General features: G+C 43.1%; 33 protein-coding genes. 32 read left to right on the top strand and 1 reads right to left on the bottom strand.

The window, feature by feature from the left end:
- Positions 1–2: 2 nt before the first annotated feature.
- From ACDE64_RS12950 to ACDE64_RS12850, 21 genes are all read left to right on the top strand, one after another.
- Positions 3–635: a hypothetical protein gene (locus ACDE64_RS12950; protein ID WP_411347062.1), complete on the top strand. Its 633-nt coding sequence runs from the start codon at positions 3–5 to the stop codon at positions 633–635.
- 242 nt (positions 636–877) lie between these two features.
- Positions 878–1,945 carry a hypothetical protein gene (locus tag ACDE64_RS12945; protein ID WP_411347061.1) on the top strand — a complete coding sequence of 356 codons (1,068 nt, stop codon included), beginning with the start codon at positions 878–880 and terminating at the stop codon, positions 1,943–1,945.
- Positions 1,946–2,035: 90 nt separating this feature from the next.
- On the top strand, positions 2,036–3,091 hold the full coding sequence (locus tag ACDE64_RS12940; protein WP_411347060.1) for a Rha family transcriptional regulator: 1,056 nt from the start codon (positions 2,036–2,038) through the stop codon (positions 3,089–3,091).
- Positions 3,088–3,576 (top strand): hypothetical protein, encoded by a 489-nt coding sequence (locus ACDE64_RS12935; protein WP_411347059.1) that lies wholly within the window; start codon positions 3,088–3,090, stop codon positions 3,574–3,576. The genes ACDE64_RS12940 and ACDE64_RS12935 overlap by 4 nt, the downstream gene beginning before the upstream one ends.
- On the top strand, positions 3,573–5,336 hold the full coding sequence (locus ACDE64_RS12930; RefSeq protein WP_411347058.1) for a type IV secretory system conjugative DNA transfer family protein: 1,764 nt from the start codon (positions 3,573–3,575) through the stop codon (positions 5,334–5,336). Before ACDE64_RS12935 ends, ACDE64_RS12930 begins: the two co-directional genes overlap by 4 nt.
- A 67-nt stretch (positions 5,337–5,403) precedes the next feature.
- Positions 5,404–6,225 carry a S1 RNA-binding domain-containing protein gene (locus ACDE64_RS12925; protein ID WP_411347057.1) on the top strand — a complete coding sequence of 274 codons (822 nt, stop codon included), beginning with the start codon at positions 5,404–5,406 and terminating at the stop codon, positions 6,223–6,225.
- A gap of 11 nt (positions 6,226–6,236) precedes the next feature.
- Positions 6,237–6,959, top strand: coding sequence for a hypothetical protein (locus ACDE64_RS12920; protein ID WP_411347056.1), 723 nt, complete (start codon positions 6,237–6,239; stop codon positions 6,957–6,959).
- A gap of 335 nt (positions 6,960–7,294) precedes the next feature.
- Complete coding sequence (locus tag ACDE64_RS12915; protein ID WP_411347055.1) at positions 7,295–7,600, top strand: hypothetical protein; 306 nt, start codon at positions 7,295–7,297, stop codon at positions 7,598–7,600.
- Positions 7,597–7,947 carry a hypothetical protein gene (locus tag ACDE64_RS12910; protein ID WP_411347054.1) on the top strand — a complete coding sequence of 117 codons (351 nt, stop codon included), beginning with the start codon at positions 7,597–7,599 and terminating at the stop codon, positions 7,945–7,947. Before ACDE64_RS12915 ends, ACDE64_RS12910 begins: the two co-directional genes overlap by 4 nt.
- A complete protein-coding gene (locus ACDE64_RS12905) occupies positions 7,937–8,572 on the top strand; it encodes a hypothetical protein (protein WP_411347053.1) in 636 nt (211 codons plus the stop codon). The genes ACDE64_RS12910 and ACDE64_RS12905 overlap by 11 nt, the downstream gene beginning before the upstream one ends.
- A 12-nt stretch (positions 8,573–8,584) precedes the next feature.
- Positions 8,585–9,067 (top strand): single-stranded DNA-binding protein, encoded by a 483-nt coding sequence (gene ssb, locus ACDE64_RS12900; protein WP_411347052.1) that lies wholly within the window; start codon positions 8,585–8,587, stop codon positions 9,065–9,067.
- A 105-nt stretch (positions 9,068–9,172) separates the two neighbouring features.
- Entirely contained in the window at positions 9,173–9,385 is a 213-nt protein-coding gene (locus tag ACDE64_RS12895; protein ID WP_411347051.1) for a hypothetical protein, read from the top strand.
- Positions 9,382–11,367, top strand: a complete 1,986-nt coding sequence (locus ACDE64_RS12890; RefSeq protein WP_411347050.1) for an AAA family ATPase — start codon at positions 9,382–9,384, stop codon at positions 11,365–11,367. Before ACDE64_RS12895 ends, ACDE64_RS12890 begins: the two co-directional genes overlap by 4 nt.
- Positions 11,364–12,449 carry a hypothetical protein gene (locus ACDE64_RS12885; protein ID WP_411347049.1) on the top strand — a complete coding sequence of 362 codons (1,086 nt, stop codon included), beginning with the start codon at positions 11,364–11,366 and terminating at the stop codon, positions 12,447–12,449. The genes ACDE64_RS12890 and ACDE64_RS12885 overlap by 4 nt, the downstream gene beginning before the upstream one ends.
- The gene (locus tag ACDE64_RS12880; protein WP_411347048.1) at positions 12,449–13,156 is read left to right on the top strand and encodes an MBL fold metallo-hydrolase; all 708 of its coding nucleotides are present in this window, start codon (positions 12,449–12,451) and stop codon (positions 13,154–13,156) included. Before ACDE64_RS12885 ends, ACDE64_RS12880 begins: the two co-directional genes overlap by 1 nt.
- Before the next feature lie 29 nt (positions 13,157–13,185).
- Positions 13,186–13,641: a hypothetical protein gene (locus tag ACDE64_RS12875; RefSeq protein ID WP_411347047.1), complete on the top strand. Its 456-nt coding sequence runs from the start codon at positions 13,186–13,188 to the stop codon at positions 13,639–13,641.
- A gap of 119 nt (positions 13,642–13,760) precedes the next feature.
- The gene (locus tag ACDE64_RS12870; protein WP_411347046.1) at positions 13,761–14,651 is read left to right on the top strand and encodes a hypothetical protein; all 891 of its coding nucleotides are present in this window, start codon (positions 13,761–13,763) and stop codon (positions 14,649–14,651) included.
- A 111-nt stretch (positions 14,652–14,762) separates the two neighbouring features.
- Positions 14,763–15,659, top strand: coding sequence for a hypothetical protein (locus ACDE64_RS12865; protein ID WP_411347045.1), 897 nt, complete (start codon positions 14,763–14,765; stop codon positions 15,657–15,659).
- 47 nt (positions 15,660–15,706) lie between these two features.
- Positions 15,707–16,024, top strand: a complete 318-nt coding sequence (locus ACDE64_RS12860) for a hypothetical protein (protein WP_411347044.1) — start codon at positions 15,707–15,709, stop codon at positions 16,022–16,024.
- Positions 16,011–16,619, top strand: coding sequence for an LPD29 domain-containing protein (locus ACDE64_RS12855; RefSeq protein ID WP_411347043.1), 609 nt, complete (start codon positions 16,011–16,013; stop codon positions 16,617–16,619). The genes ACDE64_RS12860 and ACDE64_RS12855 overlap by 14 nt, the downstream gene beginning before the upstream one ends.
- A gap of 40 nt (positions 16,620–16,659) precedes the next feature.
- Complete coding sequence (locus ACDE64_RS12850) at positions 16,660–17,181, top strand: hypothetical protein (RefSeq protein ID WP_411347042.1); 522 nt, start codon at positions 16,660–16,662, stop codon at positions 17,179–17,181.
- 55 nt (positions 17,182–17,236) lie between these two features.
- On the opposite strand, the gene ACDE64_RS12845 is transcribed toward ACDE64_RS12850, so the two are convergent.
- A complete protein-coding gene (locus tag ACDE64_RS12845) occupies positions 17,237–17,422 on the bottom strand; it encodes a hypothetical protein (RefSeq protein ID WP_411347041.1) in 186 nt (61 codons plus the stop codon).
- A 101-nt stretch (positions 17,423–17,523) separates the two neighbouring features.
- On the opposite strand from ACDE64_RS12845, the gene ACDE64_RS12840 reads away from it, so the two are divergent.
- The 11 genes from ACDE64_RS12840 (at position 17,524) to ACDE64_RS12790 (ending at position 25,230) form a co-directional block, all read left to right on the top strand.
- Positions 17,524–18,096, top strand: coding sequence for a hypothetical protein (locus tag ACDE64_RS12840; RefSeq protein ID WP_411347040.1), 573 nt, complete (start codon positions 17,524–17,526; stop codon positions 18,094–18,096).
- A gap of 335 nt (positions 18,097–18,431) precedes the next feature.
- Positions 18,432–18,917, top strand: coding sequence for a hypothetical protein (locus ACDE64_RS12835; protein ID WP_411347039.1), 486 nt, complete (start codon positions 18,432–18,434; stop codon positions 18,915–18,917).
- A gap of 54 nt (positions 18,918–18,971) precedes the next feature.
- On the top strand, positions 18,972–19,133 hold the full coding sequence (locus ACDE64_RS12830) for a DUF6906 family protein (RefSeq protein WP_411347038.1): 162 nt from the start codon (positions 18,972–18,974) through the stop codon (positions 19,131–19,133).
- A gap of 201 nt (positions 19,134–19,334) precedes the next feature.
- Positions 19,335–20,237, top strand: a complete 903-nt coding sequence (locus ACDE64_RS12825; RefSeq protein WP_411347037.1) for a DUF6744 family protein — start codon at positions 19,335–19,337, stop codon at positions 20,235–20,237.
- A gap of 21 nt (positions 20,238–20,258) precedes the next feature.
- On the top strand, positions 20,259–20,618 hold the full coding sequence (locus ACDE64_RS12820; protein ID WP_411347036.1) for a DUF4258 domain-containing protein: 360 nt from the start codon (positions 20,259–20,261) through the stop codon (positions 20,616–20,618).
- A 93-nt stretch (positions 20,619–20,711) separates the two neighbouring features.
- Positions 20,712–21,002, top strand: a complete 291-nt coding sequence (locus ACDE64_RS12815) for a hypothetical protein (protein ID WP_411347035.1) — start codon at positions 20,712–20,714, stop codon at positions 21,000–21,002.
- Between the two features lie 86 nt (positions 21,003–21,088).
- Complete coding sequence (locus ACDE64_RS12810; protein ID WP_411347034.1) at positions 21,089–22,183, top strand: AAA family ATPase; 1,095 nt, start codon at positions 21,089–21,091, stop codon at positions 22,181–22,183.
- Between the two features lie 4 nt (positions 22,184–22,187).
- A complete protein-coding gene (locus ACDE64_RS12805; protein ID WP_411347033.1) occupies positions 22,188–23,582 on the top strand; it encodes a vWA domain-containing protein in 1,395 nt (464 codons plus the stop codon).
- Positions 23,566–23,937 (top strand): hypothetical protein, encoded by a 372-nt coding sequence (locus ACDE64_RS12800; protein WP_411347032.1) that lies wholly within the window; start codon positions 23,566–23,568, stop codon positions 23,935–23,937. Before ACDE64_RS12805 ends, ACDE64_RS12800 begins: the two co-directional genes overlap by 17 nt.
- Positions 23,938–23,953: 16 nt before the next feature.
- Positions 23,954–24,934 (top strand): DUF262 domain-containing protein, encoded by a 981-nt coding sequence (locus tag ACDE64_RS12795; protein WP_411347031.1) that lies wholly within the window; start codon positions 23,954–23,956, stop codon positions 24,932–24,934.
- Entirely contained in the window at positions 24,931–25,230 is a 300-nt protein-coding gene (locus tag ACDE64_RS12790; RefSeq protein ID WP_411347030.1) for a hypothetical protein, read from the top strand. Before ACDE64_RS12795 ends, ACDE64_RS12790 begins: the two co-directional genes overlap by 4 nt.
- Positions 25,231–25,257 lie beyond the last annotated feature (27 nt).

Raw genomic sequence — 25,257 nt, 5'->3', positions numbered from 1 at the left:
AGTTGGAAGGTTTAAATTTTCGTGAGAAGGAAGAACAAAGAGAACTTTTGAATTTAGAACGAATGTATTTTCAATCTGTTTTGCTTTCTTATGATCTGAGTGAGGCAATTGCAAATAAAAGATCGTTTTTACCAGAGAGTTGGTCTCTTGATCCGCTATCTTATCCACCCTGCTCTTTCGAAATGTTTGAATTGAATGGATATCCTGTATATCAATTGTCTTATGAAGGTATGCTGCCTTTGTACAGTCAAGATCGCAAATATTTTAAGGCAGTTCGCGACTATTATCGGAATGCTACTTTTGAAGCTGTGCGTAATGCTGAATATCCAACGTTAGATCATGCCTGTATTTATATCTGTCACTTTTTTAAAAATTTAATCATTCGTGATACAGATAATCGAAATCGTAGTCTGTTAATTAACGCTGTTAGACATGCACAAATGATTAAAGATGACTCGTGGAAAGAAATAGTTAATTTGGAAGCTGGATTCTTAGACGAAGCAGGTAAAAATCACATCAAAGTGTTAATTAGTCCAACGTTAAATATTGGAAATTTATCTATATATGTAAATAATAAATATGGAATCACCAATGGGAAATCGGGTTCATTTGAACCTGAATCTAATACCTTTTGATTTGAACCCGGTAATCGATGCTAAAAAATAACTAAATACATTGATTTTAAAAGGACAATAAGGAAAGGAGTAAGTCATAAAAAGCGAGAAGGTGAGGAGAAGCTACCGCGAAACGCAGTTGAGTGGTGGCTTCGGAGCACCCTGCATTAGCAGAAAATATACACAGAAAAGAAAAGGTGAGGATGAGCAGATAGTGAGTAGAGAAAGGGCGAAGGAATTTCCAAAAAGAAGGAGGGATAAGAGTGCCAAAACAGCGAGAATGGACAGAACGGGATTTATTAATTTTGCAGGCATTGTATGAATTGCGTGAGCTGACGAAGCAGCAGGTTACAGCTAAATATTTTAATGGGAATGTAAAATATGCGAATAAGCGGCTATACATTATGAGATGTGAGGGATTGATTGTGACGCAAGTATACGGTAGACGAATAGAGCAACATACTAGAGTAGCTGCTTATATACGAATCACAGAGCGCGGGATGGAATTGCTGGTAGCTAAGAAAAGAATAGAGGTAAGTAGCTACCGTGCGCGAGATATGGGACTTACTGCAAAACAGCGGCAATATATTATCGACGCGAATGAGTTGCATCTGAGAATACCTGAAATCCCCTTTTTGGATTCCAGAAGGATCAAAAAAAAATATCACTTAAATCGAGGAGATTTACTGCTTGGCTGTTTTGAGACTACACAAGGAGACTATACGATATATATGCTTAATGCCGAAACGAAGCCACAAACATTAATCAAAATCGTGACTGAAATCCGCTCATCTAAACAATTACAAGTCAAAGGATATTTAATTTTTTATAAGCATATTTCTGTCAAAAGACGTTTCGTAGAACTATGCGAGCAAGAGGGACTAGTTACAGGAGGTATTCCAATCTATCTGCTGCCGTATGATGAGCTGGGGATCGACTTGACACGTTGGTATATTCTAGCGAGTGATCGATATGCTCATTTGCAGCAAGTACTGGCTTCTTATGGGCAACTTGTACGTGTTAAAGAGCGTGATAAGTACGGTTTCTTGTACGGACTACGAAGGGAAGGGGAAGGGAAACCGCCGTATCTGGTAGAGCAGCTAACGGGCGATATGCTTACGTTAAGGCGCAATTTGAAGTTTTACACGCCAGAAAGGAGCCGCAGAGAAGGGCATCGGGTGCTGGTGATCTGCTTTGAAGAAGAGGTAGAGCATTATCAAAACCTAATGGAACACGAACGACACGTTGATGTGCTCGGTATACCACGTATCGCCGTTGAACATCATTTTAAACGACTACAAGAAAAAGAAGGTAGTGGAGAACAGAAATGAACTTGTATTACGTAGAGCATGAGAAGGCATTATGGGTTGTACTGAGCACAATGTTGCACCGAGTATCGATCACGATTAGGAGGAGAACAGATGGAAGACATGGAGGGTATGGTGTTTTTGGTGAATGGGCAGCCCAAGACAGATAGCTTGAAAGTGGCGAAGATGTTTGGAAAGCGTCATGATCATGTTATACGTGATATTCGTAATCTGGATTGCAGCAAAGAATTTTCACTCCTCAATTTTGGGGAGTCAGAATATAGGAATGATCGGGAACGTCCTTATCCTAACTATGAGATGACGAAAGATGGATTTATATTTCTCGTTATGGGCTATCGGGGAAAGGAAGCGGCTCGTTTTAAAGAGCGATATATCGAAGCATTCAATCGTATGAGCCAACAACTTCAGTACGAAAGAGGAGAACAGTCACTGCTTATCGATCATCCACTGCTGCTACCGGAACCACAGATCAACATAGTGCCACTCTATGATGTACATCAATCGTGGCGAATCCAGCTGAACCCGCATCACATGAGTGTGGATATCGATTTTCCCACACTCGATGTGCTGCTGGATGCGGTATATGATATCGGCGCGATTGAGCAGGGGCAAATGATGGATTTGTTTGGCGTTCGGCAACAACATATTCATTCCCTGCTAAATACCGGCGAATTGATAGCACATGATTTGTACCTGGCAGGTCGTCAGATGACTGTATATACGCTAGGGCTTGGAGCTACCGGACATGTAAGAAAGGAGCCGCAACACATCCAATATTGGAGCATCGAAGACTGGCTATCCAAGCTGGTCTTTTTTGAATTTGTGAAGCATATGCAAGGCGAACTGCCAGCGTTCACGATCCAAGCTGCCAAGCCGCCGTTCATCGGTCAACTTCTCTACGATGAAACAGAGGAAGCGTATCAGGTGCTTGTATTGCAACGACTGATGGGTCAGTTTGAGATTCCAGACGATAACGGTATACCGATCTATGCATTGGCACGCAAGTTAGAATATGCAGAGCAGCTCACAAAGCAGAAAGAGCAAGTAACCGTGTATGAATTTGCGAGCTTTATGTCTGATCAAGAGATCTTGCCGCAATCGGTGCAACCGAATATTGATCCATTCGACTTGTTGGACAGTTTGCGATGATCCGGTTTATATGGCTTGTGTTCAGCTTGTGTGGCTGGACTTATTTGTATGCGCAAACGCCCGATTGGTTGGGATGGTGGACGTGGTTACCTGCTCTGGCTAGTTTACTCGTGTACTTGCACGGCTGGGTGCTGGAGCAGCGCAATCAGGTACTGGTATTTTTCACTGGTCTATTATGGAGCGGAGCAGCATTGGCGCTCAAAGGACAGGTCTGGCTGATCCAGCAGCCGACCTTTCCAATTTCATCCGTAACCGGATTGCATGTGCTGCTTGTGATCGGGCTATTGGCATCGCTGTTTTTGACGTTCGCGAATCACCGGATGCAGCATAATTTACAATCACGTCGTGGCAATGTCAGTAAGCAGCAGTTAGTCATCGTGAAACCGACTATGAAAGATCGATGGAAAGCTATCAAACGAATGTTCAACGGTGAGAAAAGCCAAGAACTTGAATTATATCTGGGAGAGGAGCATCCGTTGGAATGAAACAAGTTACATGGGGCGGTATGGATTGCTTTACAAATATGCTTGTCATAGGGCCGCCGCGCTGCGGCAAAACGGCAACGATACTCAAGCCTATTATCTATCAACTCCTACTTGCGAAAAAACGAGGCGTAAAGCTGGGGATTTCTGTTGTAGAACCTAAAGGAGATACGGCTGAAATGGTAGCGGAAATGTGTGGGGAAATGGATTTGCCTTGTCATTATATCGATCCGCTTAAAGCAAACTCTGCATCGTTTCCGGTCATGAAAGGTGATGAGGACGACGTAGCTGAGGCGATGGTATCGGTGTTAAAGTCTATGTTTGGCAAGCAAGAAGCCTTTTTTGCTACGGTGCAGGAACTGGCTGGTAGAAACATCACGAAGCTGCTCAAGCGATTATATGGTGATGATGTGAACCTTGATGATGTATTACGTGCGATGCGGGATCAGCAGTTACTGGAAGATCGGGTTAAAGAACTGCGATTCAAAGAGGGAGAATCCGATCTGGTACAGTTTTTCCAAGCAGAGCTGCTTGGTGCGCAAAAAGAGAAGTATCAGCAGTTTGTAGTTGGTTTGAGAGCACAACTGGAAAACATCACATCCAATCGGCTTTTAAAACCTATTTTAATGGGGCAATCGGACTTTGATATGGATCGACACTATTCGGAGGGAGGGATTCTAGCTGTTAATACAGCGATGGGCAAACTCAAAAGTGCCGGTGACGCGTTTGGCATGTTTACCCTGATGCACCTTCAAAACGGAACCTTCCGGCGACCAGGTACAGAACAGACTCGTATCCCGCACTTTTTGCTCACAGATGAATATGCTCGCTATATCAATCCAGAAGTGGAACGATTCTTGTCCGTTGGACCGGAGTTCCGAACTGCTGTTATTTTAGCTGCGCAATCATTGGGTCAATTAGAAGTAGAGTCGGGGAAATTTAGTGCGAAAGCGATGAAGCAGGCGATCTTGACGAGCTGCCGCAACAAAATTTCGTTCGGTGGACTTTCGTATCAGGATGCACTGGAGTTTTCAAGAGAGTTTGGCAAGAAGCAAATCATCAGCCGACAAAGTACGTTTAAGCAGCAAATGCTTATGCCCAATTTGCTACCTGAGAATTACCGCGATACAGAGCAGGAGGAAGACCGCATTTACTATACGCAGCTCATGGACGGACTTCCGAAGTTTTACTATGTAGCGCGATTGCAGCAAGAAGGTACACCGTTGCCGCCGAAGATCGGCAAGGGCAACTTTATTCCGCGTGACTGGCGCGAGCGTCGAGAGTGGGAGGTTCGCAAAAAGCAGTTGTCGTTTACATTTCATTTTAAACGCAAACACAAAGAGCATAATCCAGAGCCAATTGTTGAAGAGCAAACAGATACTGCATATGAAGAGAAGGCAATCCCTTCATCTAGGTTGACCTTTGTTGATGCAGAACAACCGATGGAACCATCAGATTTAGGAAATGCTGAAGACGTGTTGGCAAACGATAGTACGGACTTAGACAATTCGGAGATGGAGTCCCTAGAGTCGAGATATTTTGAAGAATCATTGCAATGGATAGCGAATGAGTTAAACCTTGCCTGCAATGAGAATGATGTATGGAATGAGATCATTCAACATGAAGGTGCTGAAGCAGCCTTTACTAGGCTATTTCAGCTTCATGGAAGACAGCACCCATTTTTAAACAAACTGCACCATGAATTTCAGCTTCGTAAGCAACAAGCCATACAGACCGTAATGGAAAATGACCCATTTGAGTAATGCCTCACTGAGATCGGTGAGGTTCTTTGTATTGATCACACACATAAACCCATAGGAGGATTCACCCATGAGCCAAAATGAACTGAAACGAGTATTGATTGAAGGTTACGATGAAAGCAAGCTGCAACAAACTGGATACGATGAAGCTTGGGCGCAAATTTATAGCGCGAAGCAAAATAATCTGATTTTGCAGGCAGAACTGATTGGGATGGAAACCAAACTGAACAAGCTTTGCGGGGTGGTGCAGGTAGGCGAAGTTCGTGGATTGATCCCACAAGAATATGCGGGTGTAAATGATTCCCATGCGTTTCGGCGGATGCTAGGTGAACCGGTTGCCTTTAAAATTGTATCGTATGATCGAGATGGCAAGACGTTTATTGCTTCACGGCAAGCAGCGATTGAGCATATGGAGACAGCAACATGGAAATGGTTAGAGAACGATGCAATTATTACAGCAGTCGTACGCTCCGTGAACGTCAAGCAAATGAAAGTAGATATTGGAGGAATCGAAGTAGAGCTGCCGGTGCAGCATTACGCACACGGTTGGACCGAAGACTTGCGCGAAGAAGTGGAGATTGGAGATCACTTTAAAGTGAAGGTGATCCATCTGGATAAAGAGAATAAAAGCGTAGTGATTAGCAGAAAAGTATTAGAGAAAAGCCCGTGGCCAGATTGCAGTCAACGGTATAACGTACGCGGAGAATATGTCGGTCGAGTATCCGGTATTGCAGAATACGGGGTATTTGTTAATTTAGAGCGCGGGGTTGATGCACTGGTGCGGCATATGGCATTTGATCGACCGCTTGTTGGCGATAAGGTCACCGTGCGCATTCTTCGCTTGGATGTAAAAAAACAACAAATTTTTGCGCAAATTACACGTAAGCGCTAAGGAGCATAGTTATGGACATGAAAAACGTTCATGAAGATCGGGCAATGTCCCGGTCTTCTTTTTCATTATCCCATGACTGGGTGTGGCAGCCAACTAAGATTGAACCGAACGAAAAAGCCAGTCATGCACCGTTTCGTCTACCCATGGAAGAGGTTGGATTACAGGCTATTGGAGCGATTGGCTGTATCGGCAGCGTGCAGCTTGGACGCTTATTTGCTTGGAAGCGTCCGCATATTCGCCGAATGCTAGCAGAGAATAAACTGGTGCAGCATCAATTTCAAAAAAACCGGACTACAATACCAGTGTATACGTTGGGAACACGAGCGATTCAGCTACTACAGCCTTACCAAACGGTCAACAGTTGGTGTAACTGGGACGTTTCAGACGTGCTGAGTAAACTGGTATTTTTTCAATTTGCTTGTGCGCTGCATGAAAAGCAAAAAGGCTTTCAAATCCAAGCGTCGGCTTCTCCGTTTGCTGGTAAGATCCAAATGGGTGAGCATACACGTTATGTACTCATTCTGCGTGGACAAGATACCAACAACATTGAGAGAGAGCTGCGGCGTAGCCAATTTCCCGTTATCGTTATAGCAGAGAACTTGAAGGAGATCGAACCGTTAAATCATGTTTTGACGCACGCACATGCTTTGATAGATCAGGATTTACGTAAAGAGTATACGTTTTATCGTCAGAACGATGGAATTTGGCAGCGTAAATTAAACAAAGCTGAATAACATCTTGTCAGACCGTATCAGCTATGCTAAAGTAGGGGTGTAATTTAGCTCCACCCCGACACTCCCATTTGCTGGAGATACGGAATAATGTGTAACACCCCTCGATCCTGCTGACTTATCGAAAGATGAGGAAGAGTGAGGTAAAAGCAGGCTAAAAGAAGTTGTCCGTCACTCCCGTTTTGCCGGAGACAAGGAAAAGAGTACCGAAAGGCTCTCCAAAAGGAAGTTCTGATTAAAAACCAAATAAACGTAATGTAAAGCCGATTTTTGCATAGATTGATTATGCGAGAATCGGCTTTTTTGCGTTTACATTCAAAGTCGAAAGGATGATTGCAATGGTAGTGAACCATCAAGGACAAACAAATTGCAATGACAATGTAGACAACATCGATACGATGAAAAAAGGACAGGTGATCGAAATGGACCAAGTTGTAAATGAGTACATGCTACCTAAAGGTGTGCAAGAACAATTTGCTTCGAAATGGTCAAACTCCAAAGATGTAGAAGATTTGTTACCGCTGTTGAATCAGATTCTGTCTCTCTTAGACGATGCGTACCTTGCATCGGAAGGAAGTCTCCAAACCGAGATTTTTCAAATGTGGCAGAAGCTTCAGGCAGTTGTCGAGGAGCACAAACAATGAGTGAAGCCAATAACCATCAACTGATACCCAATGCTACGTTTCAGAATGAGAATCGGCTTATTTGTGCGTTTCCCTCCAGTAAAGACAATGGCGTGTATCTCGTTGAGATTAAGCCATTTCAAAAGGACTTGGTGATTACGCATGAGTGCCCGGCTTGCCGTTACAACAAACCTTGTAAACACATCCAAGCAGCCGTAGCTGCTTATCGTCGTTGGCAATGGCAAGAACCGTATAAATCGGTACACTGGGTTACTCAGAAGATTGTACTTGATCCCAACTGGAAGCAGATTGAGCTGTCACAGAGTCCACAAGAACGAATCATGGAAGTGATGAGAGATGCTACCTAATATCGTCGATATTGCGCAGGAGCATGGACTACACATGGATCATTCCTCTCGAAATAAAGAGGAAGTGAAGTGTAAATGTCCATTCTGCCATGAAGACACCAAGCAAGGAAAACAGCGAAAATATTACCTTTCACTCAATAGTAAAGATCAGGTGTTTAAATGCTGGTTTTGCGGAGAACGAGGGGGCGTATTTCGCTTTATTTCGCTTCTGGAGCAAGTGGACGAACATAGTATCGCGCAGCGCTATCGCAAGCGCAAAATCATTCATCCCGCTGAACGTTTGAATCGCAATCAGCGGTATTTGCTTCGGCAATCGCTGGGCGGAGGCAACGATCCAGACTGGAGACGAATGAGGGAACGCGATATGGCTTACTATAAACGTTCACTGGAATGGTTATGGGGCGAGTGGAAGGCGTTTGTTGAGCGCGAAGAGCAACAAGCCTATTTTTGGCTACTGCTTGGCATCAAAACGCAGAAGCTGGAAAAGTATGTAGAGCGCATCCAGCAGCGGGAGCAGCAGATGGAAGTACCGCTGCTCCAACCCGCTTGTGAATGGTACTCAGCATCCTCACGTCCAGCATGGACAGAAGAAATTGAGAAAAAAATAGAACAATATACAAATTAGGAGGCTTTTTCAATGTTGAACCACGTAGTTTTGATTGGACGGTTGACCAAAGATCCAGAACTACGGTATACACCGGCTGGTGTAGCCGTGGCGCAATTTACATTAGCTGTAGATCGCCCATTCACAAATCAAGGTGGAGAACGTGAAGCGGACTTCATTCCTATTGTGAGTTGGAGACAACAGGCAGAAGCCTGCGCAAATTACTTACGCAAAGGTCGACTTACTGCCGTTGAAGGACGCATTCAGGTACGGAATTATGAGAATAACGAAGGGAAACGTGTCTACGTGACGGAAGTGATCGCCGATAATGTTCGATTCTTGGAGTCGAATCGTGAAGGCGGAAGTAGTAGTAGCGGAGGCAATCGCGAAGAATCTTCCTATGGTAGTGGCAATAACCGGAGTCAAAGTGGCAACCGTAGTTCGCGTACGAACCAAGATCCGTTTTCGGATGATGGTAAACCCATTGATATTTCGGATGACGATTTGCCATTTTAACGGATAATAATCTTATTAAAAAATGAATGGAAATGATGAAAAGGCGAGTGGTTCCTCTTGGGGATTCACTCGCCTTTTTTATTTTAAATAAGGAGGAATTTGAATATGAAACGAACAGTTTTTACTTGCGATCTATCCAATGAAGGTATTCAAGCACAGGTGCAGGAGGCAATGCACTATACGCCTGCTGTCTTGCGCATTGAAGGAGCAGCAATGGCTATTGAATTGCTCTTGACGGATGAACAGATGGAAGCAGTAGAAGAGGTACTGGCAGCTTATAAAACAAGCCGACTCGCGAAAGCAGGTGTACAGGCATGACGACCATTACGTTAGAGCGTCTGGCACTCCGGAATTTCAAAGGGTTGGATGAATTTGTGCTTATACCTGGCGGGAAAGATGTAGCTGTACTGGGAACGAATGCGACTGGTAAAACAACGATTGTTGACGCATTTTACTGGCTGTTATTCGGTAAAGACAGCAACAACCGCACTGATTTTCAAATTAAAAAGCTGGACGAGTCGGGTGAAGTGATGCAGCACATGCTGGATCATGAAGTCGAAGCAGTGCTGCATATTGATGGCATTACCCGCACCTTTCGCCGGGTATTTGCTGAAAAATGGACCAAAAAGCGCGGATCGGTAAAGAAAGAATTTACGGGTCATGAAACATCATATTTTGTTGATGATGTGCCGCTGAAAGAAGCTGCGTATAAAGAGGAAGTGGCGCAAATCATTCGTGAAGATCTGTTTCGATTACTGACGAATCCCATCTTCTTTAATGAGCATTTGAACGCGGAAAAACGCCGTGTACTACTGCTAGAAGTATGTGGAGATGTGACCGATACGGATGTGATTCAAAGCAATACGGAGCTGGCAAACTTGCCTTCCATCTTGAATGGTCGCAGCATTGAAGACCATCAAAAAGTGGTTGCGAATAAAAAGCGACTACTCAATCAGGAAATTGACAAAATTCCCGTTCGAATTGATGAAGTGCGTCGAAGCGCGCCGGACATCTCTGATGTAGATATGGCGAAGCTGGATGCTTCCATTCAGGAGCTACAAAATCGTATAGCAGAAGAGAATCATAAGCTTCAGCATCTCCAATCAGGAACGGAAGCTGTGAATCTACAACATGAGATTCGTCAACTTGAAAGTCAAGCATTGGACGTGTTGAACCAGCATCGGGCAGGTAGCTTGGAGTCGATATCGACGCTTCGTAAGGCTCTCAGTGATCATCAATGGGAATATGACAAGCAGACTCAGCAACTAGAGAGTCGGCGTAGTCAGATCCAAAACAATCAGCGCCAGATCGATGCAAGCAAATCAACAGCCGATACGCTTCGAACACGCTGGACAGAAGTCAAATCCATTGTGTTTGAACATAACCATGAGGGTGACGATGTTTGCGCAGCGTGTGGTCAGTCATTGCCTGCCGACCAAGTACAAGCAGCACATGACAAAGCAGAAGCGGAGTTCAATGTACAACGTGCCCAAACGTTGCAACAAATCAATATAGACGGCAAAGGAGCCATGAAAGTCGTCCATGATCTGGAAGCACGTAACCAAACCTTGACTGCTGAAATGGAATCCTTACAGCAACAGCAGTCCGATACAAAAGTCGCGATTCTATTTGCTCAAGCCGAACTGAGTGATTGTGAGGATGCAATGACTGATCCGCAACAAGATGAAGAGTATGTTGTTATTCAGGAGCAGATCGCAGAATTGAAAAACAATCTCACAAATCTTCGGAGTCATGAGCAAGATCGCGCGTCGAGCATTCAAGAGGGCATTGCAACCCTACGTGCTGAAGCAAAGCAGCAAGAACAGCAGCGCGCACAGATTAAACAAGCAGAAGCTGTAACAGCGCGTATCGCGGAACTGGAACAGCAAGAATCTCGGTTAGCAGAAGAATACGAGCAACTCGAATATCAAGTGTTCCTGATGGAAACCTTTATTCGGACGAAAGTGAATATGTTGGAGGAGAAAATCAACAGCAAATTCAAATTTGCTCGCTTCAAGCTTTTCGACAAGCAGATCAATGGCGGACTCAAAGAGGTATGCGAAACAACCTATAACGGTGTGCCGTATAGCTCTGGACTCAACCATGCAGCTCGAATCAATGTGGGACTGGATATTATCAATACGCTCGCGGAGCATTGCAGCGTGACTGCACCCATCTTTTTTGATAATGCAGAATCCGTTGTCCAGTCAATTGATACGCGGTCCCAAATGATTCGTTTGATTGTGAGTAAAGCAGATACCGCATTGCGGATGGAAGAACAGGAGGCTGTACAAGTATGAGCGACTTTTCCACTGTATTGACAAAAGTGAACGATAATTATTTCCCTATGATCGAGCGGCAGCTCACTGGTAATGGAATTGAAATGGATGAGTATTCGAAGTCTTGTGTACTCAATGCCATTTCTGCCATCAACACGGTGCTGGATAGCAAAAGCATTGGGTGGAATGATGAGAAACTGGATCGCAGCAATATTACGCAAACCTTGATCCAAATTGCATCGCTCAAACTCAATGCTGCCGCCAGCCCTAGAGAGGTTTATTTTCAGCTTCGGAACATGAAGGTCAAAGGAGCAGACAATAAGGATATCTGGAAAAAGCAGATTGAGATGGGAATCGAGGGAGATGGCAATGATGCCATCCTTGCTCGTTTTGGTCGCGATGTAAAAAAGGTGGGTCAGTTCTGGCTCGTGCGGGAACATGATTCGTTCACGTATCCACAATACACAGGTTTTGATGTAGTCGCACCAACATGGACACCGACCGGAAAAGGAAATGTGATCCGGGTGGTCTATCCGATTCTCAAGGTAGACGGCACCGTCGAATACCATATTGCAGAGCGTGATGATGTGATCCGAAATTTGGTTGCGCACATGAATAACCAAATGATGAATGAGACGTTTGGTGTCTGTGAAGATCGATACAAAGCAACAGCCGAGCAGCGAAAAGAAATTGCTGCACGAAAAGCGAATGTCCTTCAACGAGCAAGTGAGAAAGGATTAGCTGCTTTGGATGATGCAGAACTGCAAGTGTATATGAGTCCCGCTTGGACTGAGCCGCAAAGTCGCGAATCCATGTTGATTCGTAAAATGCGAAACAATGTCGTTAAGAAAATTCCCAAGGATTTTGGAAACTTCTTAATTGAACGCTCCTACCAAGAAGCGAGTGATGAAGCGCTGCGTGAAGTAAAAAAAGAAATTGCCCAGCACGCGAACCAGACGGTGATTGATGTAGAACCGCTTAGACCTTCGCCAGCTCCAGCAAGATCGGAGGAAGTAGAAGATCTGGATGACGCACATGAACCTACAACTGGCAGTGATCAGCCGGAGAATGAAAACGAATCTGACCAAGGACCCGGCTTCTGATGATTCATATTCGTACACTTGCTTCCAGTAGTTCCGGTAATGCCTATCTGATCACAGATGGGCAAACCGAGCTACTGATTGAAGCAGGTATTCATTACAAAGAGATTCAGCGGGCGCTTGGCTTTCAGGTTGCTCGTTTGGCTGGCTGTTTGGTGTCACACGAGCATAAAGATCATAGCTTGTCGATTCCACATCTGCTTAAATCGGGAGTCAATGTCTATACGAGTCGTGGTACGGCTGAGTCGTTACAACTGAGTAGTCACCGCATCAAGCCGATACAGGCGCAAGAGCGTTTTGTTGTAGGAACTTGGACCATTCTTCCGTTTGAAGTGGAGCATGATGCAGCGGAGCCACTGGGCTTCCTTATGGTCAATGGAGAGGGTGACAAACTCCTATTTGCGACGGATACGTATTACCTACGTTACCGCTTTGAAGGACTCACTCATATTATGGTGGAGTGCAATTTCGCACTTGATATTTTATATGAGAATGTTGCTTCAGGAGCAGTATCCGAATCTGTAAAAAGCCGCGTCGTCTCTTCCCACTTTTCGCTGGAACATGTAAAAGATTTTTTGAAGAGTAATGATCTGAGTCGTGTGGAAGAAATTCATCTCCTACATCTGAGTGATCATAATAGCGACGAAGAACGATTCAAACGTGAAGTCATGGAACTAACCGGCTTGCCGGTACATGTTGCCCAAAAATAAAAATAAGCCATTTAAAGGAGAAATGAACAATGGGATACACTCACTACTGGTACAGAACAAAAGAAATCGATGCGAATACATTTGTGAAGATCAAAATGGATTTTGAACGTATGTTGCCAGCCTTGACTGAAGAGGGTATTACACTTGGTAATGGATATGGTATCGGCTTTCCGATCTTGAATGGAGAGACGATCCTGTTCAATGGACCCGGAGCACAAGGATATGAGGGTATGAACTTCCCTCGCGTCATGACAGTTCATCCTGATGAAATGCCAAATGAAAAAGGACATCATTTTGAATTTTGCAAAACCAATAGACGTCCGTATGATTTGGCCGTTGCTGTCTTTTTGCTGATTGCTAAACATCATCTACAGGATGATTTGATCATTCGGAGTGATGGAGGAAAGCGTGATTGGAAAGCAGCAGAGCAATTGTATCAACGAGTATTGAAGGATACTATTTTGCCTAGTGCCATCGAAAAATAACGTATGAAAAAAGAGTTCATGTCTGGTAATTATCCAGATGTGAACTCTTTTTATGATCTAAATGAAATCCATGATGAGTGGAATGAAAATTTGAGTATATCTATGAGAGGATGCTGACTATGAGTCATTATACTGTTGCAGTGATTACACCGTCTTTGAACGATGTAGAACATCTTTTAGCGCCATTTCAACAAAACAATCTGAGTGATTGCCCTAAAGAGTATCTTACATTTGTCGATATAGAGCCGGAATATAGACTCCGATATGAAACAGAAACAGCAGAGTATATTGAACTGGAAAAAGGTGAGCTAGTTTCACCAGATGATCCTATTTTCCGTAAACCGATTATTGGGGAATTGATAAGTATTCAAGAAGTACCCACCCAATTAAAACGAGTTCAAATTCCTCATACTCAAGTATATGCTTCGTTTGATGATTTTATGGTACAGTTCATCGGTTATCGATCTAAAGATCAGAAGACCGGTACATGGGGCTATTGGGAAAACTCAAATGCTAAGTGGGACTGGTGGGAAATTGGAGGACGCTGGTCTAATATGCTGCTGCTTCGAACAGGAGAGCAGGTCAATGCGGCTAAGCTGAAAGATATCTTCTTTGTTGAACAAGATACATGCGAAGGAGTTACTGTTGAAGTAGAAGGAATGCGTATACCCGCAGCCTTAGCACCTAAGTTCCAAATCGGTGCAGCCGAAGCTTCGGAAGAATGGGATGCAGTTATGGCTGGAAAAGGATTTTTTAAATTTTCTAATCCAGCATCATATCTCAAACGGTATGTCGATAAACAAGGATTTTTCCGTCATTTGGTGAGCATATCAACGTACGCCGTAGTTACACCAGACGGTGCTTGGCATGCTTCAGGAGAAATGGGATGGTTTGGTATAGGTTCCGAGACTCCAGAAGCAGCAAGAGACTTCAGTACCTCCTACTACGATACATTCATTAAAAATGCCAATCCAGAACATTACTTGGTTATTGTAGACTGCCATATTTAAAAATGTTGACTGATCAAAGGAATAAGACGATAAAATAAAACTCATTTAAAAGGCGAACCTTTCTGTTATGGAAAGGTTCGCCTTTTTTTATGACATACGGAGGATGTAAAGATGAAGTACTATTCTATCAATGAAGAAGTAGCGCGCCGTGCAAAAGAAGCCAATAGCTTTTCAGACTACAAAGAAGGTAGTGCAACTGCTGAATACCAAGCGATGGTAAACCATGCTTACGAAGTGGCAGCAGCCTGTAAAGCAACAGTTGACTCCATGTATTATGAAAAACTAGATGCTCTGACGGATACTTACGCTCGCAAATTGGCTGAAAACTTCAATGAGCGTAATGCTATCGATGCTCGCGTTCCGTCCCTTTTGATAACGGGTGGAGGAAATTTCCCTGTTCGGAAGAAAGAAAAACAGAATGCAGCACGAGATCGAAACATGCAGCAATACCGAGAGATCGAGAATTTGCTGGATAAAATGCGAACTGTTGGTAGAGGTGGAATCAGTGCAGACGATCCAGACGCTAGGATTAAGCTAGAGAAGAAGATCGAAGCTATGCAAGCAGATCAAGATCATATGAAGGCGGTCAATGCTTATTACCGCAAGCATAAGACACTTGATGGCTGCCCGCAGCTTACCGATCAACAGGTAGAGGAGCTGAAGATGTCCATGTCAAATGATTGGCGGACATCTCCTGTGCCTTTTCCATCGTTCGAGTTGACGAATAATTTGCAAAATATTAAACGGCTGAAGCAGCGTCTGAACGATCTGAAGCAGAAACCTGCTGATGAATGGGAGTTTGAAGGTGGGAAGGTATTGAGCAATATGGAAGCCAACCGCCTACAAATCTTATTTGATGAAAAGCCGTCCGACGAGCAGCGTAATGTGCTTAAAAAGCGTGGTTTTAAATGGGCGCCAAGTCAAGGAGCTTGGCAGCGGCAGCTTACTTCCAATGCTCTACAGGCAGTAAAATACATGGACTTCCTTCAACCGATTGATAAGGTGTAACAGCCATGATATATCGCTACTATTATAAAAAATGCCCGGATGAGTGCATGAAAACCATTCGCCGGCTCATTGAATCTGGACGTATCCGTATCAGTGATATTGTCACCATTCGGGGAAACTTTAGCGATCAGAAATGGTATCGTCTTACGATCCGAACGACAACGGAGCAGCTTCAATTCACCGGATTAAGTTGGTTTTATTACGGAGCAGGTACGGTGAGTTTAAGACAAGTATTATCTTGGCTGCTTGTACCAGAGCCTTATAAAGACGTGGTGCTGGATGTCCATCAACAGGGAGATATCTACCAGCCCAATTGTTTTGTCATTCCGATTGTAAAAGGGAGAGATAGAGATGCGAATCTATGAGAAACCGAGTGCTACTGCTAAAAAAGTACGACAGGTGCTACGGCAGAAATTTCCTGATCAGCGGTTTAAGGTGTATACGTCTACCAATGCCGTTCGTGTTGAGTGGCAAGATGGTCCAACTGTGCCTGATGTGGAGAGCCAAGTGAGCTGGATGGAAAGCACTCAAAGCACGCAGCATCCTGACGTGGGGTATGTGTGGGAAGGAAAAGCGTATGTTGGTGCTGAGTACATCTTTACAAGCCGCACGCTCAGTGACACGCGTCGATCAGAGATTTTGGATTATCTTCAGCAATCAGTACAAGAACCGATTGCAGGGTATACCGTGATGCAGTGGAGAGAAGCTGAGTTGAAATTAAAGGAGAAGAACAATGCCGGTACCCAAAGCTTGGCTTCAGATACTGATCCAGTTCCGAAAATAGAAGCGAAACGGTTGTTTCTTGTGGAACATCAAGATGAGCTGACCCCTGATCAAAGGTTTAAATACGACCTCCTTCTTAACATTTTAAGCCAAGATGAAACGATACCCGGTGTAGAGAAGTTGCTGTTACGAAACGGCCATTTTATTGACGCCACATTTTCAGCGATGGCACAGTAGCTTTATCCAAAAAACTAAACAAAAGGAGGAGAAAACGAATATGAAAAATGAAAAAAATACGATGTATGATTACTTACACACTCATTTAAATGTAACAAATCCAAAGCGATCTCAAATTATGATGGGTGACTTTGAGGTGTTGCTTCCTGCGTGCGTGATTAGCGATTTAATCACAAAACGAATGAATGAAGGAAAAGATGCAATGTTTATTCTGCTTAAAAAAGAAATGAGACAGCGAATGAAGCCTATGCCAACACGTCAACATCTTCTGATTGGTATTTATCGCGGTGGGGAGTGGTTTACACAAGCACAAACGTATGCAAATCCGCAACGCATGGAGGAAAAACTCCATGCCTATCGTAGACTGAAAGAAGCCATCGAGCGAACTATAATTGAGATTAAGGTGGGCGATTTCGTACCCGGAGAAGAAATGAAAGAAGAAAACATTCAGCCATATCAAGAAAAGTTTACCCGCGCACGTTGGATTTTTCAGCATAGTGAAATTCAATTCAAAAATTTGAATTCGACACACAAAAATATCGGAGTCACTTTGCATAAATAATAAGTGAGTCCAAATGAGCATCTTCTATAAATATAGAAGATGCTCATTTTTCTTATCATTCACTATTTTTTTTTCGCTCTCCTCGCTTCTTTGAACGAAAAAAAACGATGGTTACCGCAACAACAATAATTAAATAACAAACAAAATAAATACTCTTAAAGTTTTCGTTGGGTATAAAAGTTACCAAAAATGCAACTACTGCTAAAACGAATAATAAAATATCTCGTTTGTAAGAACTCATTGTACACTCACCTCCTAGCCTTGTATCACAGAAAAATGTATGTTACCCTAAAATTGTAACATATGGAAACAAAAAAAATAAAATGCAGAAAGGAAGATTGTATGATTCGTCTAATGCATCAATCTTTAATTAAAAAAAGTACATGTTTATTTATGGTGATGATTTTGTTCGCTACAGTCATAGGTGAAAGTTTGGGGCAGGTTCATGCTGAAGCAAACTACCAATTTGAAGGAACAGAGTACGCTGATATCGAAAAATTTATGTATGCTATTGATGCTATACCAGAAGAAGTATTGGAGCAAGGTTCAGAAGCTACAGCACAATGGATTAGTCAATATACTGGACAAGAGTACATAGCGTCATCAGACTTTCAAATTCAAGCAATTAATCCAGTATCATGCGGCTCTGCGATTGCAACATTAATTTTATCAAATGCGATTCCTATCGCAAAATTAGCTAAGTTTAAGGAATTGATCAAAGCTGGCGGAGGTGTTAAAACATTTGCTTCCACAATGATTACAGCTTATCAAATCGCTCGCGGTGATGGTTACACTAAAGCTAAAGCGATCGAATATGGAATTAAATATGCAGCGAAAGAGGCCGGCCCGGAATTGATTCAGACAGGGCTGAGTATTTTTGGCGTTGGTGCGCTTTATGGAACATGTTTTGAATAAAATAGTTGAAAGCCAAAATCATGTATGCTACAGTAAGGTTGTAATTTAGTTTCACCCTTATACTCCCAATGCTGGAGACAAAGGAAATGTGTGTTATACCCTCGATCCTGCTGACTTATCGAAAGATGAGGAAGAGTGAGGTAAAAGCAGGCTAAAAGAAGTTGTCCGTCACTCCCATTTTGCCGGAGACAAGGAACAGAGTACCGAAAGGCTCTCCAAAAGGAAGTTCTGATTAAAAACTAAATAAACGTATTTTAAAGCCGATTTTTGCATAGATTGATTATGCGAGAATCGGCTTTTTTGCGTTTACATTCAAAACTGAGAGGATGATTGCTATGCTATTCAACGTATTTAAAAAACAGAACAAACAGGAGAAAAATATCGAACAAGAGGTAACAGTGTTTATTCAGAAAGAACAGAAGCGTCGGCAACAGGCAGATGCTTTTGTACGTATGATGCAGAATGTGATTCCTTATGCGATGCAAGAAGTATGGGGCATCACGGACCCTAAAATTGTCATTGGCGAAACTGTGCTATTCAAGACAGACAGTACATCCTTTGTCGTCATGAAAACCCAGTTTACTGAAATTCATGTTCTAGAGCTACGTGGTCAAGCATACTGGGCAACAGTTCAAGAGATTATGAATTTTGCTCATGATCTGTTAGAAGATATCACCAAACGCGAAGAAGGAAGAGAACAATTGCTGGTTGACCTGAACAAATTGAGTGAGCAAATGAGCAATAGTTCTGTCGGTGGCAAAGCCTCGAAGGCATTTGTTCCTACAGAACCGGTATTTTTGAAAAATAGCCCAACAAACTAATTTTTGATCTCTGCGAAAGCAGAGATCATTTTATTTCTATTCAGAAGTGAGAGGATGAGTAGCATGAAAAATGATCGTAAGCCAACACTGAAGCAAAAAAAGGTGCTGATGCAAGCGAAGTTGAACACAAAGAATTGGTTGGTGCGTTGTCATACTGCTAGACAGCTTATCATTGTTCATCGTGTCTCTGGTAACACTCGTAAGCTTTCTTGCTAGCTCGTACAGAACTCCAAGCAGCTCATAAGACTGCATTGGAGTTCTATTTCTTTTCAAAGGAGCGTTGCAGCATATGATAGCAAATGATTACGTATCCTACAGTATGGAGCGTATGTACAGTGCTTTTGTGCTGGGTAAGATCAGTCGCACAGAGTATTGCACGCGTTTGGGCTATCTGATTTACATTAGGAGGTAAAGAAGATGAATCCAATTTTAAACGATATGGCTGCGATGGCAGGTCAAGCGACAGCAGAGGTAATTGGTCACTTAACTTGGTCTGGAGTGGGCGCCATGATCATCACACCTGATGAACTCAGGCAACAGTTGATCGATTCTGGACTGGGTGAAGGATGGATGCCCAAACCGATTCGGCTGCCAGATGCGTTTCGCCGAGCAACCTCAGCTAAGTTTCGTCAGGAAGTTGCTGAAGGGATATTCGAAAATTACATGTTCCGAGAAGTCACTTCTAACAAGCAGACGGTACAACGTAATCTGGTTTGCGAAACGGTCGATACCAAGGGACGACGGCTTAGCTATGATGGGACCGCTGGCGTTGTTGTACTGGACAAACATACCGGTATGATTGATACCAGTCATACCTCACCTACAGCTAGCCAGATGACTCAAAATGTGATCTCGCGATTCGACATTTGCAAGAACCATTACGAAAGCACGACCCTGCGTACCGTGATGACGAACGTTTTAAAAAGTATGTCGCCTACACCTGTCCGACAGTCGGGCGGTGTTTATTTTATTCCGAAGCAATTTGATCCAGAGCTGCACGCATATATTGCGTTTATCCGCTCACTCGAAAAGGGCGAAGCGGAAAACATTCCAGTGATTAACACCAATGATATGCGCGGAATGATCACGAGAAAGTTGCTGGAGCATTTAAAAGGAACACTGAGTGCCTGTAAGACAGGGGTCGACAATCAACTTAAAAAGTCAGAGCTGAAAGTGATTTTAGACGATGCTAAACGGATTGTTGAGGACTATAAACAGTACGAGAGCATTGTCACCGGTGATCTACAAAGTATGGATGAGCTATGTTTATTGATCCGACAAAATGTGGCTACCGCTTTGCAGAATATGGCGGATGATTAAAGAACGAAGGGATGTTTGGATATGGAAGGACAAGCCTATATGGAACACTGGGCACTGATTCGCCAAGTGTTGCAACATCATATTGAGCTGGACAAAGTAAGGTATAGTCAACATGCAGGGGAACGCATGGAAGAACGTAGTATTACCAAGCGGATGGTCGAGTTTATCTTATATCATTATGAACCGACTGAAATGCGCGAAGCCGGTAAGTATCCATATGGCGCACATCCTATGAGTAATCGAGATCCCGTATTGACTGTAGTTTGTTCCTATGAAGAGCGTGTCGTAGCAATCGGTCTGGCTATTAAAAAGCGATCCTCCAGTATTCAATTCACTGTTGTGACTGCCTTAGCGCCGGAATCTGGACGACATGTTGAGTAAGAATCAAGCATCCATCCCTAGTATTTGGTGTATACTAAAGTACACAACACTTCAGACTAGGCGGTGAAATCGATAATGAGAGGAAAAAAGACCATGATGATTAATAATGTGGTGACAATCAATTTCCCGGTTGAAATGATAGATGGGGAGGAACAGTACCCTCTACATTCGGCTGCTGTTGTTGAAAGTATCGCGGATGCGATTCCCGATGAGGTGAAAGCTTCTGTTACCATCGATTACGAACAGATCCCAGCCGATTACTTCTTGAAAGTAAAGCAAGAGCTGGGTATCCGAGCGGTCGATCACGAGAAGGCAGCCCAGCATGAGCAAAAACTGCTGGACATGCTGAATCATGCTGGAGCGTTTCCAAACCACAAAAACTAAATGAAGTATTGATAAAGAAAAGAGCTGAAGACTTCCTACGATGGGGAGCTTCAGCTCTTTTTTATTTTAAAACAGGAGGAATACACATGAAAATTTGGGATGTAGTCAAACAATTGAATACAGAATTTGCTGAACGTGAAGAAGTAATTGAAGGATTGGTGATTGCTTTGATTGCTCGGCAGCATGCGCTGCTGATTGGACCACCAGGGACAGGGAAAAGTGCATTAGTGACTGAGGTTATCAGACGTATTACTGGTGCAAAGCATTTTCAATGGCTGCTTACACGCTTCAGTACTCCAGAAGAGTTATTCGGTCCCGTCTCGCTACAAGAATTGGAGCAAGGGGTATACAAGCGCAATACAGTTGGCAAACTGCCAGAAGTGCATACTTCCTTCTTGGATGAGATTTTTAAAGCCAACAGTGCCATCCTAAATGCTCTATTAACGCTGATCAATGAGCGATTGTTTTATAACGATAGTGCACCAACAAAGGTGCCGTTAATATCGCTTGTTGGTAGCTCCAATGAGTATCCCGAAGAAGGCGAAGGACTTGAAGCACTGTTTGATCGATTCCTTTTGCGTTTTGAAGTGAATTACATTGGTGAAGATCGAGCGTTTGTAGATATGTTAAAAAGCCAAACCTCTTTACCAGTGAATATGACAATGGAGGATCTGTATCAGCTTCAGTCTTTAAGCGACACGGTAACCATCTCTGATGCTATGTATGACAACTTGAGCCAGATTCGAAGTGAACTACGAGATCAAGGCATTCAACCATCGGATCGTCGTTTTAAGCAGATCTTATCGATTCTTCGAGCAAAAGCAGTATTAGCTGGAAGAACTTCTGTTGTTGAAGAAGATCTGCTGATTCTCAAGCATTCCCTTTGGGAGATGCCGGATCAACAAGACAAAGTAGCTAAAATCATTCGCTTCCATGCGCAAGATGCGATTAAGACAAAAGTCGAAGATGCGCTATCTGAAGTAGCAGATGTTCTCCACAATCTGAAGAAAGAAGGAGATACAACGGATGCTGCATTAGAAGCCATCAAAAAAATAAAGAGCATCGCTGCTGATCTTAAAGTCTTACAAATGGAGACCCCTACACGTTTGGATATTCGGGAGGCTCTACAAAGTATTCAAGCTTCCCTAACTCACATTACTACGAATGTGCTGGGCGTATAAGCATATGAATAAAACTCAATCGGTTTTAAATACAGATCAGTATGACCGTAGACGATTTGACGAACTTCTTAATGTATCGGAAAAACTGATAACGGTGAAGGAGCAAGGGGAAAAGCACATCCCCTTGTTTTCACACTTGATGGGTGATATGTGGGCAGGTTTATTTAAGATGCAGCCACGGCTGCTAGAAGAAGTACCCTCGGACCTCAGCGTAAATCAGCAATTGATGCAGCACATAATGGAGGATCGTGATTATACCGATTTAAGAGAATTTACTCGGCTGGACGATTTTGCTTCCGCTTTGGGAACAACCAAGTACAGCGAAACAACATTACGCTGGATTACTCAGCAAATGGATGAACGTCAAGATGTATTCGATGCTTGTGATCAATATGCGCAAGGCTTACCAGATGCGTCTCAGGCTGTAGCTAAAGCCATATCCTCAGCCCTAAACGACGAAGGTCATGCGTTGTCTAACATGCTAGCAAAGGCGACAGAAGAGGCAATGACAACAAAGGAGAATGTGGAACTTCTGCTGGGAGGACTGCAAGCAGGAAACCGAGCAGGTGAACTTCAGCGCATTCCTCTTCAAGAAAAATTAATTCTTGCCGAGCATTTGAGCCACCATCCCAAGATGAGAGAAATTGCAAAATGGGCTGGGCGTATGAAACAAATTGCTTATCGCAAGCAGCGTTCTACGTATACGGCAAGTATGGCTCGGAGTGGCGTAAAGCAAGGACAAGATATTTCACAGTTGCTTCCTATGGAACTAGGATACTATGCCAGTAGCATCACGAAAATGGATTTTCTTCGCCGATATGTGGAAGGTCAGACGCTCCAATACGATACGAAAGGACCCGAATCTCTTGCAAAAGGACCCATTATTTTGTGTCTGGATCAATCCGGTAGTATGTCCACACTGGACGCCGCAGCCAAGGGATTCACGTTAGCCCTGATGAGCATTGCTCGAAAACAAAAAAGAGATTTTGCACTGATCCCTTTTTCTGATACAGCAGAGCAGACGTTCTTCTATATGCGTGGGAACATTAAGGTGGAGGATATGGTGCGATTAGCAACATCCTTTGTCGGAGGTGGAACAAAATTTAAACCACCTTTGTTAAGAGCTGCTGATGTTCTGAATAATCATCCATTTAAACAAGCGGATATCGTTTTTGTGACAGATGGAAGTTCTGATGACATTGATTCGACATTTATGAACGATTGGAATCATTTAAGACAGAAGAAACACGTTTCGGTTCTCTCCTTATTGCTTGGAGTTGAGTCTGTTTCCGGTGTGGAAGCCTTTTCTGATCGTATTGTCAAAGCATCTTCATTTGAAGACGATGCCATACACGAAGTTTTTACCATTGGAGGAAAAAAGAATGAAGCTGAGTCCTAATGAATTAGCCGAGCAACTGGAGGCTGCACATGAATTGTTTCACCAAGCATTGGTTCAGATTGGCGAATATAGCGTGCTAATTGAATGTATTCATGCGAAGGATTGGAATAGTCGTCTGCAAAAGTTCAATGAAGATCGGCAACTGCACAGTATTGATCCAGAATGGAGCGAAATGGAAGTAGGACAGCCTATTTACTGGGCATCCTACTTTCAGAATAGAGCTGCCGTTCAGTGCATAAAAGATGATGCGATGAAATTGCTCTCTGCAATGGAATGTGATGATGTGGATTTGGATTGGAATATTGATCTTATCAACTGCATTCCAAAAGACGCTGAATTGATATTTGAATCATGATGGGGAGGATAAGACAATGAAGAGATCGAGTATTCAACGTACGGTAAAAAGCTTGCTTAACATGAGGGATCGTATTCGTTTTGACTTACCGTTCCAGCGTAATAGCGTTTGGAAGAAAGATCGGAGGTCCTATCTGATTGATAGCGTTATTCGGGATAAATATATTCCCAATATCCTCGTTTGGAATAATGGTGACGGATATGTTTGGGTAGTTGATGGAAAGCAGCGTTGGGAATCTATCTTCATGTTTCATGATGGAGATTATCGCCTGAGTAAAGGTACAGCCGATTTTCAAAATGAAGTAATTGCAAATAAAAAGCATGAGCAATTATCAGACGATGCCAAGTTTGAATTTTTGACGTACAACTTTACTGTCACCGAGTTCAGCGAATGCACGTTTGAAGAAGTCGAAGAAATGTTCTATCGCGTCAACCAGGCAGAGCCGCTTACTTCCACTGAAAAAACGCGTGTAAAAGTAAGTCCAGACGTTCGCGAAGTCGTACAAGAGCTAGGCAGTCACTTGTTTTTTGAGAAGGTTGCTTTTACAAAAACAGATCGTAACCGCTATGTCGATGAGAAGCTGATTTGGCAGTTTTTAGCCTATCTGTCAGGTGCAGATATCGACTATAGTGGAGCAACCTTGAACGCATTTATTTCTAATCTAGATGAAGTTCCGGTGGCTATTACGGAGCAAGTCGAGCATCGATTGGAGTTTCTGGATGCGGCATTTCGAAACTGGAGTAGCAAGCAGCGGAAAGTCCTGAAAAAGGTGCATGTAGATACGTTATTTCAAATCGTGGAAGATGCTGAGAACTATGCAATTACAGAAGAACGATTCGGAGAATGGGCAGCTTCTTTTCTCATTGATCGGTACAAAGTCGATAGTCCATATGGACAACTTTGTCAAAAAGGCGCGACAAGTAAGCAGTTTATTTTAAAACGAAAACACTGTATGCTGGAAGATTTGAAATCGTTCAAAGGAGAGGTGACGAAATGAGTAAAAAAATCCTTCGCCTAGAAATAAAGGAATATATCGAAGTGAGTCGGTTGGTAGAAATGGAGATCGACGAAACCATTGCGGACGAACAAGAAGTACAAGAAATGGAGCAACGCTTGAATACGGAGTACGAGTTTCAAACCGTGCAAGACCTTCTTGCTTTTTTGAAGAAGCATTGGAATGCGATTCCTGAAGAAGAACCGATTACGATTACAGGTGAGAAACGCCATGTGGGAGAGGTTGAGATAGAAGATGTAACGGAACTCTATAGAGACTCTTTCAAGTGGAATGTATAAAAATAGAATGTATGATTTCAAAAGGAC

The organism is Paenibacillus sp. WLX2291, assembly GCF_046603665.1.
Lineage (GTDB): Bacteria > Bacillota > Bacilli > Paenibacillales > Paenibacillaceae > Saccharibacillus.
The sequence above is the reverse complement of the archived record's forward strand: the minus strand, read 5'-3'. Positions and strand labels throughout refer to the sequence as shown.

What these genes read in the sequence shown, in the direction of transcription:
- ACDE64_RS12820 (WP_411347036.1), top strand. Translation starts at nt 20,259, where the DNA reads ATGGAAGGACAAGCCTATATGGAACACTGGGCACTGATTCGCCAAGTG.
- ACDE64_RS12865 (WP_411347045.1), top strand. Translation starts at nt 14,763, where the DNA reads ATGAAGTACTATTCTATCAATGAAGAAGTAGCGCGCCGTGCAAAAGAA.
- ACDE64_RS12875 (WP_411347047.1), top strand. Translation starts at nt 13,186, where the DNA reads ATGGGATACACTCACTACTGGTACAGAACAAAAGAAATCGATGCGAAT.
- ACDE64_RS12825 (WP_411347037.1), top strand. Translation starts at nt 19,335, where the DNA reads ATGAATCCAATTTTAAACGATATGGCTGCGATGGCAGGTCAAGCGACA.
- ssb (WP_411347052.1), top strand. Translation starts at nt 8,585, where the DNA reads ATGTTGAACCACGTAGTTTTGATTGGACGGTTGACCAAAGATCCAGAA.
- ACDE64_RS12855 (WP_411347043.1), top strand. Translation starts at nt 16,011, where the DNA reads ATGCGAATCTATGAGAAACCGAGTGCTACTGCTAAAAAAGTACGACAG.
- ACDE64_RS12790 (WP_411347030.1), top strand. Translation starts at nt 24,931, where the DNA reads ATGAGTAAAAAAATCCTTCGCCTAGAAATAAAGGAATATATCGAAGTG.
- ACDE64_RS12925 (WP_411347057.1), top strand. Translation starts at nt 5,404, where the DNA reads ATGAGCCAAAATGAACTGAAACGAGTATTGATTGAAGGTTACGATGAA.
- ACDE64_RS12810 (WP_411347034.1), top strand. Translation starts at nt 21,089, where the DNA reads ATGAAAATTTGGGATGTAGTCAAACAATTGAATACAGAATTTGCTGAA.
- ACDE64_RS12930 (WP_411347058.1), top strand. Translation starts at nt 3,573, where the DNA reads ATGAAACAAGTTACATGGGGCGGTATGGATTGCTTTACAAATATGCTT.
- ACDE64_RS12880 (WP_411347048.1), top strand. Translation starts at nt 12,449, where the DNA reads ATGATTCATATTCGTACACTTGCTTCCAGTAGTTCCGGTAATGCCTAT.
- ACDE64_RS12805 (WP_411347033.1), top strand. Translation starts at nt 22,188, where the DNA reads ATGAATAAAACTCAATCGGTTTTAAATACAGATCAGTATGACCGTAGA.
- ACDE64_RS12910 (WP_411347054.1), top strand. Translation starts at nt 7,597, where the DNA reads ATGAGTGAAGCCAATAACCATCAACTGATACCCAATGCTACGTTTCAG.
- ACDE64_RS12885 (WP_411347049.1), top strand. Translation starts at nt 11,364, where the DNA reads ATGAGCGACTTTTCCACTGTATTGACAAAAGTGAACGATAATTATTTC.
- ACDE64_RS12915 (WP_411347055.1), top strand. Translation starts at nt 7,295, where the DNA reads ATGGTAGTGAACCATCAAGGACAAACAAATTGCAATGACAATGTAGAC.
- ACDE64_RS12815 (WP_411347035.1), top strand. Translation starts at nt 20,712, where the DNA reads ATGATGATTAATAATGTGGTGACAATCAATTTCCCGGTTGAAATGATA.
- ACDE64_RS12800 (WP_411347032.1), top strand. Translation starts at nt 23,566, where the DNA reads ATGAAGCTGAGTCCTAATGAATTAGCCGAGCAACTGGAGGCTGCACAT.
- ACDE64_RS12830 (WP_411347038.1), top strand. Translation starts at nt 18,972, where the DNA reads ATGAGTAGCATGAAAAATGATCGTAAGCCAACACTGAAGCAAAAAAAG.
- ACDE64_RS12895 (WP_411347051.1), top strand. Translation starts at nt 9,173, where the DNA reads ATGAAACGAACAGTTTTTACTTGCGATCTATCCAATGAAGGTATTCAA.
- ACDE64_RS12920 (WP_411347056.1), top strand. Translation starts at nt 6,237, where the DNA reads ATGGACATGAAAAACGTTCATGAAGATCGGGCAATGTCCCGGTCTTCT.
- ACDE64_RS12905 (WP_411347053.1), top strand. Translation starts at nt 7,937, where the DNA reads ATGCTACCTAATATCGTCGATATTGCGCAGGAGCATGGACTACACATG.
- ACDE64_RS12850 (WP_411347042.1), top strand. Translation starts at nt 16,660, where the DNA reads ATGAAAAATGAAAAAAATACGATGTATGATTACTTACACACTCATTTA.
- ACDE64_RS12835 (WP_411347039.1), top strand. Translation starts at nt 18,432, where the DNA reads ATGCTATTCAACGTATTTAAAAAACAGAACAAACAGGAGAAAAATATC.
- ACDE64_RS12840 (WP_411347040.1), top strand. Translation starts at nt 17,524, where the DNA reads ATGATTCGTCTAATGCATCAATCTTTAATTAAAAAAAGTACATGTTTA.
- ACDE64_RS12845 (WP_411347041.1), bottom strand. Translation starts at nt 17,422, where the DNA reads ATGAGTTCTTACAAACGAGATATTTTATTATTCGTTTTAGCAGTAGTT.
- ACDE64_RS12890 (WP_411347050.1), top strand. Translation starts at nt 9,382, where the DNA reads ATGACGACCATTACGTTAGAGCGTCTGGCACTCCGGAATTTCAAAGGG.
- ACDE64_RS12860 (WP_411347044.1), top strand. Translation starts at nt 15,707, where the DNA reads ATGAAAACCATTCGCCGGCTCATTGAATCTGGACGTATCCGTATCAGT.
- ACDE64_RS12935 (WP_411347059.1), top strand. Translation starts at nt 3,088, where the DNA reads ATGATCCGGTTTATATGGCTTGTGTTCAGCTTGTGTGGCTGGACTTAT.
- ACDE64_RS12870 (WP_411347046.1), top strand. Translation starts at nt 13,761, where the DNA reads ATGAGTCATTATACTGTTGCAGTGATTACACCGTCTTTGAACGATGTA.
- ACDE64_RS12795 (WP_411347031.1), top strand. Translation starts at nt 23,954, where the DNA reads ATGAAGAGATCGAGTATTCAACGTACGGTAAAAAGCTTGCTTAACATG.
- ACDE64_RS12940 (WP_411347060.1), top strand. Translation starts at nt 2,036, where the DNA reads ATGGAAGACATGGAGGGTATGGTGTTTTTGGTGAATGGGCAGCCCAAG.